Source organism: Shewanella sp. 10N.286.45.A1 (genome assembly GCF_041470405.1).
Classification (GTDB): Bacteria; Pseudomonadota; Gammaproteobacteria; order Enterobacterales; family Shewanellaceae; genus Shewanella.
Genome location: NZ_JBFRMK010000361.1, coordinates 1 through 13,284, shown reverse-complemented (window position 1 = coordinate 13,284; position 13,284 = coordinate 1). Strand labels below are relative to the sequence as shown.

Below are 13,284 nucleotides of genomic sequence, written 5' to 3'. Positions count from 1 at the left end.
TTTATACTGATTGGTATCATTATCAACTTCACCCTTATCGCAGCATTAATGCATAGCTTTCTCTTGTGATTGCGCTTTAATCACTATCTCATCGCCCTTCACACCAACACGAGCAATACCGCCTTTCTCAAGATCACCAAATAGTATTGCATCTGCAAGCGGACGTTTAATTAAATCCGTCACAACGCGTGACATTGGTCTTGCACCCATCGATTTGTCGTAACCCTTTTCAGCCAGAAGCGTTCTCGCCTCATCACTAACCTCAAGCGTTACAGACTTATCATCTAACTGTGCTTGTAGCTCAACCAGGAACTTATCAACCACTTTAGCGATAACAGTCATATCAAGGTGATTAAACCAGATAATCGAATCTAAACGGTTACGGAACTCAGGTGAAAACACCTTGTTGATTTCCGACAGCGCATCTTGAGTGTGATCTTGCTGTTTAAAGCCTATCGATTTACGAATAGTCTCCTGCACACCAGCATTAGTGGTCATCACCAAGGTCACATGTCTAAAGTCTGCTTTACGGCCGTTATTATCTGTTAATGTACCGTGATCCATCACTTGTAGTAGCAAATTATAAACATCGGGATGAGCTTTCTCTATCTCATCGAGCAATACCACACAGTGTGGATTTTTAATGACAGCATCGGTTAATAGGCCGCCTTGGTCATAACCAACATATCCTGGAGGCGCACCAATAAGACGCGACACAGTATGACTTTCCATGTACTCAGACATGTCGAATCTCACTAGACTCAGGCCGAGGCATTTTGCCAGCTGACTGGTGACCTCTGTTTTACCGACCCCCGTAGGACCTGCAAACAAGAAGCTACCCACAGGTTTATTTTCGCCACCAAGACCACTTCGAGATAAGCGAATCGCCGAGCTAAGCCCCTCAATCGCCATATCCTGACCGAATACTACCATCTTAAGGTTACGTTCTAGATTCTTAAGCATATCCTTGTCAGAGCTCGATACCGACTTCTCTGGGATACGAGCCATTTTGGCGATGATAGTTTCGATTTCGCTTTGGCCAATGGTCTTTTTGCGTTTACTGGCAGGCAACATCGCCATACGCGCGCCCGCCTCATCGATTACGTCAATAGCTTTATCAGGCAAATGTCTGTCGTTAATGTGCTTATCTGATAGTTTCGCCGCAATACTCAATGCCGCCATGGTGTAGCGAACATTATGATAATCCTCATAAGTCGATTTTAACCCTTGGAGAATTTTAGTCGTCTCAGCCACAGAAGGTTCGTTAATATCTACTTTCTGGAAACGACGAGCCAGTGCACGGTCTTTCTCAAAAATACTTTGGTATTCTTGGAAGGTTGTAGACCCCATACAGCGCAAATTACCACTCGATAATAATGGTTTAAGTAGGTTTGACGCATCCATGACGCCACCAGAGGCTGAGCCCGCGCCGATAATGGTATGGATCTCGTCAATAAACAAAATCGCATGTTCGTCATTAGCGAGCTCTTTGAGTAAACCTTTAAAGCGTTTTTCAAAGTCACCACGATACTTGGTACCGGCCAGCAAGGCGCCGAGATCAAGTGAGTAGACTGTTGCCTCACTCATTACCTCTGGCACTTCTTCTTTAACGATACGGTAGGCAAGTCCCTCAGCTATTGCCGTTTTACCGACGCCAGCTTCACCTACCAATAACGGGTTATTCTTACGACGGCGGCACAAAGTTTGAATAGAGCGTTCTATCTCTTCACTTCGGCCAATAAGAGGATCAATTTCACCTTTTTTAGCTAACTCGTTTAGGTTAGAGGTAAATTGCGACAAAATACTGCGTTCTTCTTCTGTCTCTGTTTGATCTTCGATGCGATTTGGTTCTGCGTCGGTGTCAATATCATCCTTGGAAAAACCGTGTGAAATAAAATTGACCACATCAAGGCGAGTGACCTCTCCTGAGCGCAATAGGTAAACGGCTTGAGACTCTTGCTCGCTAAAAATGGCGACTAAGACATTGGCGCCAGTAACTTCATTTCGCCCAGATGATTGAACATGGAATACAGCTCTTTGCAAGACACGTTGAAAACCAAGTGTCGGCTGCGTCTCTTTCTCTTCTTCAGGATCGGCAATGATAGGCGTGGTTTGTTGAATAAAACTCGAGACTTCGCCTCTGAGTTTATCTAAGTTTGCTCCGCAAGCAACTAACGCCTCTTGTGCGGCCGGGTTATCGATTAATGCCAACAATAGATGCTCAACCGTCATATATTCATGACGTGCATCTCTGGCTTGCTGAAAAGCCAGATTTAAGGTGACTTCAAGATCTTTATTTAGCATAAGCACCCCCAAAAATTAACAACAGATTCAACCAAATTAGGCCTCCTCTAAAGAACACAATAACGGATGTTCGTTTTGTCTTGCAAACTGATTTACCTGAGCGACCTTAGTTTCTGCTATACCAAAAGGGTAAATACCGCAAATCCCCTTCCCCTTATGATGAATCGCAAGCATGATTTCAGTGGCTTGTGCTTCATCCTTTCTAAAAAATAGCTGTAAAATCTCAATAACGAAGTCCATCGGAGTGTAATCATCGTTATTTAAAATAACTTTATACATAGAAGGCTGTTTTAACTCTGACTCAACACTCTCTTCTACATGTTCAATGTTTTCTGTTCTGCTCATGCTTCAATACTAGCCTCTAGTCTTGGCTTGTTCCAATTGATTATCCAACTCTATCTATTTAATAACATAAATCCTACTAAATAGTTTGTACCACTTTGTTCGTAAAATGTTGCTCGCTTGTTAAAATATGCTTGACAACACGCTTTTCTGCTTTCATTCTGTTCAGTAAGCGAAGGACTTTCCTCGCTGATAAGTTTTACTATCTTACTGGGAAGTGAACAACAGAAGGAAGTGGAAGTATGGCAAGCGGAACTGTTAAATGGTTCAACAACGCCAAAGGATTCGGGTTTATTTGCCCTGATGCTGGCGGTGAAGACGTTTTTGCGCACTATTCTACCATCGAAATGGAAGGCTATCGAACTCTAAAAGCGGGTCAACCCGTCAGTTTCGAAGTAGAAGCAGGTCCAAAAGGTATGCACGCGTCAGCAATATCACCCACTAATTAGATTAGTATGTGATAAGAAATAAAAAAAGCAGAGTAGTTATCTACTCTGCTTTTTTATTGGCTAAAATAAAGGCCTGGATTCAACAGGCCAATAATAACTAGCCGTTAATTAGTGCATTCAGCGTTGCACTTGGGCGCATTGCATCTGATGCCTTTGCCGCGTCTAGACGATAGTAACCGCCTAAGTCCACTGCTGGTCCTTGAACACCGTTTAACTCGGCAACGATTGTTTCTTCGTTACTCGTCAGTGCTTCTGCAAAAGCAGTGAATTGCGCTTGCAACTCACTATCTTGTGTTTGCGCTGCAACAGCCTGAGCCCAATACATTGCAAGGTAGAAATGGCTTCCACGGTTATCAAGTTCACCTACACGGCGTGATGGAGACTTGTTAGTATCGAGGAACTGACCGATTGCTAAGTCAAGCGTGTCCGCTAAAACTTGTGCTCTGGCATTATTGGTTGTTTGGCTAAGATGCTCTAAAGAGGCACCAAGCGCTAAGAACTCACCCAGTGAATCCCAACGTAGATGACCTTCTTTTTCAACCTGTTGCACATGCTTAGGCGCACTACCACCCGCGCCAGTTTCAAACAACCCACCACCATTCATTAATGGCACAATTGAAAGCATTTTAGCACTTGTGCCCAGCTCTAGAATTGGGAATAGATCGGTCAGGTAGTCACGTAAAACGTTACCCGTTACAGAAATAGTATCTTGGCCAGCTTTAACACGCGCTAAGGTAAAGCGTGTTGCTTCAACTGGCGACATGATATGAAGCTCAAGACCATTGGTATCGTGATCTTGCAGGTATAACTCAACCTTCTTGATGATTTCAGCATCGTGAGCACGCGCGGCATCTAACCAGAACACAGCGGGAGTTGCTGATAAACGTGAACGGTTAACGGCAAGTTTAACCCAGTCACGAATTGGCGCGTCTTTAACCTGACACATTCTGAAGATGTCACCGGCTTCAACATTGTGCGACATAAGCACAACACCATTTTGATCAACAACGTTAACAGTACCGGCTTCGGCAATTTCAAAAGTCTTGTCGTGGCTACCGTACTCTTCCGCTTTTTGAGCCATAAGGCCTACGTTTGGTACGCTACCCATGGTGCTTGGATCAAATGCACCATTTTTAATGCAAAAATCAATTGTTTCTTGGTAAACACCAGCATAACAACGATCTGGGATCATTGCTTTCATATCTTTTAGCTGGCCATCAGGACCCCACATCTGCCCAGAAGTACGGATCGCTGCAGGCATAGAGGCATCAATAATCACATCACTTGGTACGTGCAAGTTGGTGATCCCTTTATCTGAGTCAACCATTGCGAGCTCAGCACTGCTTGCGTATACCGCGGCAATATCAGCTTCAATAGCCGCTTTTTGCTCTGCAGGTAATGAAGCGATTTTGGCGTAAACATCACCGACACCATTATTAACATCAACACCGAGTTCTTCAAATAGTTGACCGTGCTTAGCAAATACGTCTTTGTAGTAAACTTTAACGGCATGGCCGAATAAAATTGGATCAGAGACTTTCATCATGGTGGCTTTCAAGTGCAGCGACAATAATACATCCTGCTCTTTAGCATTTAACGTTTCACGCTCATAAAAGCTAACCAATGCGACTTTGCTCATTACTGCAGAATCGATAACTTCACCAGCTTGCAATGCTATAGCATTACGAAGCACTTGCTCTGAACCATCTGTTTTGCTTAAGACAATTGAAACACTACCTGCATCAGCGAGCGTGACAGATTTTTCACTACCGTAAAAATCGCCTTCACTCATATGAGCAACATGAGACTTAGAGTCAGTAGACCATTTGCCCATTGAATGTGGGTTTTTCTGAGCAAACTTTTTAACAGAACCCGGTGCGCGGCGATCAGAGTTACCTTCACGTAATACAGGGTTTACTGCACTACCTTTAATTTTGTCGTAACGTGCTTGAATGTCTTTTTCAACATCGCTTGCAGGCTCATCAGGGTAGTTCGGAATGTCATACCCTTTATTTTGCAGCTCTAAAATACATGCTTTTAATTGTGGGATTGATGCGCTGATGTTTGGCAGCTTAATAATGTTAGCTTCTGGCGTTTTCGCCAGCTCGCCAAGCTCAGCTAATGCATCACTGATTTTTTGTTCGGCTGTTAAATTTTCAGGGAAAATTGAGATGATTCGACCTGACAATGAAATGTCACGAGTCTCAACGTCAACACCTGCACTTTGGGTAAACTTTTGGATAATCGGTAACAAAGAAAGAGTTGCGAGTGCTGGAGCTTCGTCAGTTTCGGTATAGATGATCGTTGATGATTTATCGTTCATTTTTCGTCCTACATTATTTTAAATTTAAGATTTTTTATAATAATTATGTCTATTTTTATGATGAAAAGGTAAAAAATTCAGTCACTTTCGATTATTTATCGTCACTAACACTGTGCGATAACTTTTTATTTTGTTTACCACTGCGAGGTTAATAAAGATCCCATTAACACTCAAATTTAGTTGCGGATCACACTTTTATGGCCGACATCATAAAACATTCCACGCAAGATTCAAATTCCACTAATGGCCAATGAGCAGTACAATAAACAAATTAGCCCCATTTTTAAAAGTTAATTTGTGTGACTCAGCCATTTTCGAGAAAAAGAACAACTAGAAAACCCGCTAAATCTAATGGCTTCTCTGCAAAGGCGGCTAGAAAGCCTCGTCGCCCTTCTAAAGCAACGAGCAAGCCTAGAGAAGTTAACAATCCAGTCATTGTATTGTTTAACAAGCCTTTCGATGTCCTTTGCCAGTTCACTGATGAACAGGGCCGTAAAACCCTCAAAGACTATATTCCAATTCAAGAGGTTTATGCCGCAGGTCGATTAGATCGAGATAGCGAAGGTCTATTACTACTGACTAATGACGGGAAGTTACAAGCACAAATAACTGAGCCTAAAAAGAAAACATTTAAAACCTACTGGGTACAGGTCGAAGGTGCCCCCAGCGAAACTGATCTCGATAAACTGCGTAAAGGGGTTGAGTTAAAAGATGGCTTAACCTTACCCGCCAGCGTTAATATCATGAGCAATCCCTCTGTGTGGCCACGTAACCCACCGATTCGCGAGCGAGCAAACATTCCAACAACTTGGCTCACCATAGAGATCTGTGAAGGTAGGAACCGCCAAGTAAGAAGGATGACCGCCAATATCGGTTTTCCAACCCTAAGATTAATCCGCTATAAAATAGGCCAATGGAATCTAGACGATCTCCCTAACGGTCAATATCGACAACTAGATATGAGTGGTAAGCATGGTTGAACGTTATAAACCCAACACCACTGTCGCCTGTGTGATTGAAGCTAATGGCAAATACTTGCTGGTCGAAGAGTTGATTGAAGGCAAAATTGAATATAACCAGCCAGCAGGCCATCTTGAAGCCAATGAGTCGATTATTGATGCATGCATTCGCGAAGTGAAAGAGGAAACAGGACTTGAGATAAAGCCACAAGCATTGGTGTCAATCTATCAGTTTACTGCGACTGAGAAGCTGGCCTTTGTGCGCTACACCTTTTGCGCTACATTAGATGATTGCCTTGAATCCAAGCCGATAGATCCCGTAATTAACTGCACAAAGTGGCTGACATTTTCTGAGATAACAGCCCTCAAACCTCAGCTGCGAAGTCCGCTGGTACTCAAATCTATTGAGGATTATCAAAACAACAAGCGCTATCCGCTCGAAATACTCAATAATCAATGGCTTTAATTCGTTTGCTAAAAGCACGCTAAGTTGATCAACTTCTGATACTGATTGGTATCAGTCCCCCAATGCGTGATAGAATACGCACCCGCAGAAAGAGGTGGTTTTTAAGCTCCCTTGTAATTCGGTTTTTAACCCATATATTTAACTGATATATGGCTGCAACGCTCGTCAAACACAAAGGTTTTATTAGGATTTATGACATCAATCGACCCCACTCATCTAGGTAAAAAAGTCATCGTCGGCATGTCCGGTGGTGTTGACTCATCTGTATCTGCTTACTTGTTAATGAAACAGGGATACCAAGTAGAAGGCCTGTTCATGAAGAACTGGGAAGAGGATGACACGGATGAATATTGTGCGGCGGCAGATGATCTAAAAGATGCTCAAGCTGTCTGCGATAAGCTTGGTATTAAACTGCATACGGTCAACTTTGCCTCAGAGTACTGGGACAATGTATTTGAGTATTTCCTTGCAGAATATAAAGCGGGCCGAACGCCAAATCCCGATATCATGTGCAACAAAGAGATTAAGTTTAAAGCTTTTCTTGAATTTGCAGATGAAATTTTAGACGCCGATTACATCGCAATGGGTCACTACGTGCGCCGTCGCGATATTGATGGCACCAGCCAAATGCTGCGTGGTGTTGATGGCAATAAAGATCAAAGCTACTTCTTATACACGCTTAGTCACGAGCAAGTTGCACGCTCACTCTTCCCTGTTGGGGAATTAGAAAAAAGTGAAGTCCGTGATATTGCTAAAGAGATGGGACTCATCACCCACGATAAAAAAGACAGCACTGGCATCTGCTTTATTGGCGAACGTAAATTTACTGATTTCCTATCAACTTTCTTACCCGCTCAGCCTGGAAACATAGAAACCAGCGAAGGTGAAGTGATTGGTCAACATCAAGGTTTGATGTATCACACTTTAGGTCAGCGCAAAGGCTTAGGCATTGGCGGCCTGAAGAATAGCAGTGAAGATCCATGGTATGTGGTTGAAAAAGATCTGGTTCGTAATGTGTTAGTCGTGGGTCAAGGTGGTAACCACCCTCGCCTCATGTCAAATGGTTTACTGGCCAATCAACTGCACTGGGTTGATAGAAAAGGCCCCGCTGATGGCGCAAAAATCACCCTTAAGACTCGTTACCGTCAGCATGATGTTCCCTGCACTGTAACCTATGACAGCGACGATCAGATCCGCGTAATATTTGACGAGCCTGTCGCCGCAGTAACCCCTGGGCAATCAGCTGTTTTTTACGATGGCGAAATTTGTCTTGGTGGCGGGATCATCGACGTATTAATAAGAGACTAATTCATGAGCGATCAGTTGCTTGAACGCACAATGGCTTTTGCTGGCATTTTGCAAGCTGTAGCCCAAGTACAGCACATAGCCAGACACGGCGATTCAGATAAAGATGCCCTCGCGGCAAGCTTAAACTCAGTGTTGGTGACCAACCCAGAATCAACATCTGAAGTCTATGCCGATAAAGACGCGCTGAAAAAAGGCTATCAAATGATCGTTACCCAATTGGGTGACGGAAAGGAAAAAGATGTTGAAGTGACCCGTTACTTAGTGGGCATTTTAGCGTTGGAGCGAAAGCTCGCTCGCTCGTCTAATGCCATGGGGATGTTGTCAGAACGGATCAATCAGATCCACCGCCAACTTAGCCATTTCGAAATCACTGACGAGCAAGTTATTGCTAACTTTGCTGGTATATACAGTGACATCGTCAGTGAACTTGGCCCCAAATTACAAATTTCGGGTAACCCTGAGTTTCTTAAACGCACTCAAACCCAACAAAAGATTCGCGCACTTTTACTGTCTGCCATGCGCAGTGCAGTGTTATGGCGCCAATTAGGAGGCAAGCGTAGGCACCTTGTCTTCGCAAGAAAAACAATAGTCGACACAGCTATGAAAAGCCTCACCCTATAATATAAGACAAGTTCATCAAGGAGCTTCTAATGGAACTTTCCGCACTAACTGCTATCTCTCCGGTAGACGGTCGTTATGGTAGTAAAACCGCCTCATTAAGAGGGATTTTCAGCGAGTACGGCCTGACCAAATACCGTGTTCAAGTCGAAATTAACTGGCTAAAGCTGCTATCTAGCTGCCCAGAAATTGAAGAAGTTCCACCTTTTAGTGAAGCTGCGCTAGCTTTACTTGATCAAATTAAAGATAACTTTAGCGAAGCTGATGCCCAGCGCGTTAAAGATATTGAAGCGACAACCAACCACGATGTTAAAGCGGTTGAATACTTCATTAAAGAACGTATAGCAGATAACGCCGAGCTTGTTGCAATCGATGAATTTGTTCACTTTGCTTGTACTTCAGAAGATATTAACAACCTTTCTCACGCGTTGATGCTAACTGAAGCACGTGATCAAGTGGTTGTGCCATATTGCCAAAAAATTGTTGATGCGGTTAAAGCATTAGCAAAAGAGTACAAAACCGTACCATTAATGTCGCGCACCCACGGTCAGCCAGCCTCTCCATCTACTTTAGGTAAAGAGATGGCGAACGTTGCAGTACGTTTAGAGCGTCAACTGACGCAAGTCTCTAAAGTTGAAATAATGGGTAAAATTAATGGTGCTGTAGGTAACTACAATGCTCACCTTAGTGCTTACCCAGAAGTTGACTGGCATGCCCTTTCACAACGCTTCGTCACTAGCCTTGGGATCAATTGGAATCCGTACACGACCCAAATTGAGCCACACGATTACATCGCAGAGCTATTCGACGCGTTAGCACGTTTCAACACCATTCTTATCGATTTCGATCGTGACATTTGGGGTTATATCGCATTAGGTCACTTTAAACAGCGCACTATTGCTGGTGAAATTGGTTCTTCAACCATGCCACATAAAGTTAACCCAATTGATTTTGAAAACTCAGAAGGTAACTTAGGTATTGCTAACGCGCTGATGCAGCACTTAGCCGCTAAGCTTCCAGTATCTCGCTGGCAGCGTGACTTAACTGACTCTACCGTTCTACGTAACTTAGGTGTTGGTATGGCTCACTCTCTTATCGCTTACCAAGCGACATTAAAAGGGATCAGTAAGCTACAAGTGAATGAAGAGCAACTGCGTAAAGAGTTGGACGGCAACTGGGAAGTACTGGCTGAACCGGTACAAACCGTTATGCGTCGTTATGGCATCGAAAAGCCATACGAGAAACTTAAAGAGCTCACGCGCGGTAAGCGTATCGATGGTGAGCAACTAGCCGTCTTTATTGACGGTCTAGAGTTACCAGATGATGTAAAAGTTGAACTTAAGAAGATGACACCAGCCAACTATATTGGCCGTGCTGAAACTTTTGTTGATGAGCTTAAGTAAACAAAAAAACCATTAGTTGTTAAACTACTAATGTTGTAAATAAGGCGGTAAGCTTAGGCTTATCGCCTTTATTTTTATCCTTTTTATGAGTGCTGCCAAACATGTACAGTCTTAACTTAGACACCAATGCTTTTCTTACCAACTATTGGCAGAAAAAGCCGTTACTTATCAAAAATGCATTCCCTAACTTTGAAGAGATCATCAGCCCAGATGAACTTGCGGGTTTAGCGTGTGAAGAGGAAGTCTCTTCTCGAGTAGTAATCACTAAGGGCAATGACTGGCAGATCTACCAAGGGCCTTTTGAAGATTATGATAAATTTGGCAACAGCCACTGGCAATTATTAGTACAAGCACTCAACCATTGGCATCCAGATTCAGCGCAGTTTATTGATGCTTTTCGTTTCATTCCTGACTGGCGTTTCGATGACTTAATGGCTTCTTTTGCAACCCCAGAAGGTGGCGTTGGCGCGCATATTGATAACTATGATGTGTTTATTATTCAGGGCGAAGGCCAGCGGCATTGGACAGTTGGAGAAAAAGGCCAATACGCTGCTAAAAATAACGACCCAACCACACCTCTGATTGAAGGCTTTGAGCCTATTATTGATGTGGTATTGGAAAAAGGCGACATGTTATACATTCCGCCAGGCTACCCTCATCAAGGCCAGACGTTAACCACGGCAATGAGCTACTCCATTGGTTTTCGCGCCCCGAGTCAGCAAGAGTTATTCAGTGCACTCGCTGACGGGCTTATTGATAGCAATACTGGCTTAAAACGCTTTACTTCAACCTCTGAGCCCGCGATAGCTAACCAGGTAAGCGTTAGCCACCAGCAAGATATGATGGCGCTTATCACTGAGCTCGCCAGTTCACCTGACAGTTATCAAGCAATGTTAGGCAGCATGCTAAGTCAAAACCGTTTTGAACTGGATTTATGCGAGCCTGATGAGTCCTATACAGCAGATATGCTAATAGAAGACATTGAACAAGGTGCAGAGCTAAATCGCATTGGCGGTTTGAAAATGTTGCAGTTAGAAAATGATAGCGTTGACAGAATATTTATTAACGGTGAAGCCTTTGAACATTCTGCAAACATTGCTACAGATATCGCTTTGTTAGCTAACCAGTTTAGCTTTGACTCGCAGCAGACCCAAAAGTTAACGCAAAACGAAGACACCTTAACCTTGATTTTAACGCTACTCAATCGCGGTTATTTTTACTTAGGCTAAGCTATCAATTTGAAGACTGAGCTTTAGGACTTTAAACAAAAACGCCAGAATAAATGACTTATTCTGGCGTTTGAAAAACAGTTTAGACAATTAACTTACGCAGCAGGTCCCCAGATTTTATCATCAGCCTGCATTTTGTATAAACCTTCAGCGCGCGAGATAAGTAGCTCAGCAAACTGAGCTTGTGCAGGATCTTTAGTCAGACCTGAACGCTGAATATTTTCGGCTTTCATTTGCCACATCATAGAAAAATGACGGATAGCATCACGAGCGGTTGCCGCGACATTAACATCAACATAATCAGCAGGTAAGTCGCCTGACATTACCCAAAATGTTTGCTTAGCTGGTTTTTTAGAATCCATTTTCCAAATGGCAACAAATGGCGCTAAATAGCGACTTTCATCCGCATACACCTTATTTGGCATAATGCCTTTTTCAGCAAGAAACTTGTTCGCTTTTTGAAATTGCGTTCTGATCCACTCTTGTCTTAATGCTTCTTGGTCTTGAGCTTGATCGACTTCTTGTTCAGCCATCTCTTTCATCCTTTCTTATTGTTCTTTTGAGTCCATAGCAATGCAACTCTCTAATAATTTTACACGCCTAACTCGCTTAAATAACGCTTAAAACTTTACGTTAACGTAAAGTGGAAAGCAGAATTGCCACATGGATCACAAATAATCCGAATCTTTACTTTGTTGAGAGTATCGCTAAATGCTATCGTTCTGCAATAAATATAACAAACAGATCGCACTGTAATCTAGCAGTAGCGGCATTTTCGATGCTTATAGCGGAGATCAACAAGTGGCAGTATTCAATCACATCTCTTTTGACGACCATGAACAAGTTGTTTTTTGTCAGGACAAAGAAAGCGGCCTTAAAGCCATTATTGCAATTCATAACACAAACTTAGGCCCAGCTGTAGGCGGCTGTCGTATGTGGAATTATGAATCAGATGATGAAGCAATAACCGACGTCCTTCGTCTTTCTCGTGGCATGACCTACAAAAACGCATTGGCGGGGCTGACTATGGGTGGCGGTAAGTCCGTTATCATTGCCGATCCAAAAATAACAGACCGCGAAGCACTCTTTAGAGCGTTCGGCCGCTGTATTGATACCTTAGGTGGCAAGTACTATTCAGCTGAAGATGTTGGCGTGTCAACTGCCGATATTATGATTGCTCACCAAGAAACTCCTTATATGGCTGGTCTAGAGGGCAAGAGTGGCGACCCATCGCCTTATACTGCTCTTGGCACATATTTAGGCATTAAAGCTGCAGTAAAGCATCAGCGTGGCCTAGATAGCCTTAAAGGGCTTAAGATCTCTGTGCAAGGCGTCGGTCATGTCGGTTACTACTTATGTCGCCATCTGCATGAAGAAGGTGCTGAATTAATTGTTACCGATATCCACCAAGAGTCGTTAGATAGAGTTGCTTCTGAATTTGGTGCAATAGTGGTTGCCCCACAAGATATTTATCATCAAGATGTCGACGTTTATGCGCCATGTGCATTGGGTGCAACGATCAATGACATCACCATCCCTATGCTTAAAGCGACGATTGTTGCTGGTTGTGCCAATAACCAACTTGCAGAGGTTCGCCATGGTGAATTGTTGAAAGAGCAAAACATTCTGTACGCTCCAGATTATGTGATAAATGCTGGCGGCATTATTAATGTCTCTTTCGAAAAAGACTACGATCCTGCAGCGGCTACAGCTAAAGTTGAAGAGATCTACAACACACTACTCACAATCTTTAAGCAGTCAGATGAACAAAACCGTACTACTGGTGATGTTGCTGATGAAATGGCACGCGAGATCATTAACGCTGCTAAATAATGTTTGAGTTAAAAAAGCCAAGCAGTTGCTTTAATGCCGATCATTTAGTG

General features: G+C 43.2%; 12 protein-coding genes. 8 read left to right on the top strand and 4 right to left on the bottom strand.

The genetic code is table 11. The features are described 5' to 3' along the window. Window positions 1-45 precede the first annotated feature (45 nt). Both clpA and clpS read right to left on the bottom strand, forming a co-directional pair. On the bottom strand, window positions 46-2,304 hold the full coding sequence (clpA, locus tag AB4238_RS21185) for an ATP-dependent Clp protease ATP-binding subunit ClpA (protein WP_372035473.1): 2,259 nt from the start codon (window positions 2,302-2,304) through the stop codon (window positions 46-48). 36 nt (window positions 2,305-2,340) lie between these two features. Further along, the gene (gene clpS / locus AB4238_RS21180; RefSeq protein WP_020912009.1) at window positions 2,341-2,649 is read right to left on the bottom strand and encodes an ATP-dependent Clp protease adapter ClpS; all 309 of its coding nucleotides are present in this window, start codon (window positions 2,647-2,649) and stop codon (window positions 2,341-2,343) included. Between the two features lie 239 nt (window positions 2,650-2,888). On the opposite strand from clpS, the gene cspD reads away from it, so the two are divergent. Continuing rightward, on the top strand, window positions 2,889-3,095 hold the full coding sequence (gene cspD / locus AB4238_RS21175) for a cold shock domain-containing protein CspD (protein ID WP_012155761.1): 207 nt from the start codon (window positions 2,889-2,891) through the stop codon (window positions 3,093-3,095). 97 nt (window positions 3,096-3,192) lie between these two features. Here cspD and AB4238_RS21170 read toward each other — a convergent pair whose 3' ends face one another. Next, the gene (locus AB4238_RS21170; protein WP_372035471.1) at window positions 3,193-5,418 is read right to left on the bottom strand and encodes an NADP-dependent isocitrate dehydrogenase; all 2,226 of its coding nucleotides are present in this window, start codon (window positions 5,416-5,418) and stop codon (window positions 3,193-3,195) included. Window positions 5,419-5,717: 299 nt separating this feature from the next. Between AB4238_RS21170 and AB4238_RS21165 the strand changes: the two genes are divergently transcribed. From AB4238_RS21165 to AB4238_RS21140, 6 genes are all read left to right on the top strand, one after another. After that, complete coding sequence (locus AB4238_RS21165) at window positions 5,718-6,398, top strand: pseudouridine synthase (RefSeq protein WP_372035470.1); 681 nt, start codon at window positions 5,718-5,720, stop codon at window positions 6,396-6,398. Further along, window positions 6,391-6,843 (top strand): NUDIX hydrolase, encoded by a 453-nt coding sequence (locus AB4238_RS21160; RefSeq protein WP_372035468.1) that lies wholly within the window; start codon window positions 6,391-6,393, stop codon window positions 6,841-6,843. Before AB4238_RS21165 ends, AB4238_RS21160 begins: the two co-directional genes overlap by 8 nt. Before the next feature lie 192 nt (window positions 6,844-7,035). Next, entirely contained in the window at window positions 7,036-8,151 is a 1,116-nt protein-coding gene (mnmA, locus tag AB4238_RS21155; RefSeq protein ID WP_372035466.1) for a tRNA 2-thiouridine(34) synthase MnmA, read from the top strand. A gap of 3 nt (window positions 8,152-8,154) precedes the next feature. Then, entirely contained in the window at window positions 8,155-8,772 is a 618-nt protein-coding gene (gene hflD / locus AB4238_RS21150; RefSeq protein ID WP_372035465.1) for a high frequency lysogenization protein HflD, read from the top strand. Between the two features lie 29 nt (window positions 8,773-8,801). Continuing rightward, window positions 8,802-10,172: an adenylosuccinate lyase gene (purB, locus tag AB4238_RS21145; RefSeq protein ID WP_372035464.1), complete on the top strand. Its 1,371-nt coding sequence runs from the start codon at window positions 8,802-8,804 to the stop codon at window positions 10,170-10,172. Between the two features lie 101 nt (window positions 10,173-10,273). Next, on the top strand, window positions 10,274-11,401 hold the full coding sequence (locus tag AB4238_RS21140; RefSeq protein WP_372035462.1) for a JmjC domain-containing protein: 1,128 nt from the start codon (window positions 10,274-10,276) through the stop codon (window positions 11,399-11,401). Between the two features lie 95 nt (window positions 11,402-11,496). Here the strand turns inward: AB4238_RS21140 and AB4238_RS21135 are convergent, their stop codons facing one another. Further along, window positions 11,497-11,934: a DUF4826 family protein gene (locus AB4238_RS21135; protein ID WP_248975128.1), complete on the bottom strand. Its 438-nt coding sequence runs from the start codon at window positions 11,932-11,934 to the stop codon at window positions 11,497-11,499. A 268-nt stretch (window positions 11,935-12,202) separates the two neighbouring features. Here AB4238_RS21135 and AB4238_RS21130 point away from each other — a divergent pair, with 268 nt between their 5' ends. Continuing rightward, on the top strand, window positions 12,203-13,234 hold the full coding sequence (locus AB4238_RS21130) for a Leu/Phe/Val dehydrogenase (RefSeq protein ID WP_371995454.1): 1,032 nt from the start codon (window positions 12,203-12,205) through the stop codon (window positions 13,232-13,234). Window positions 13,235-13,284: the final 50 nt, after the last annotated feature.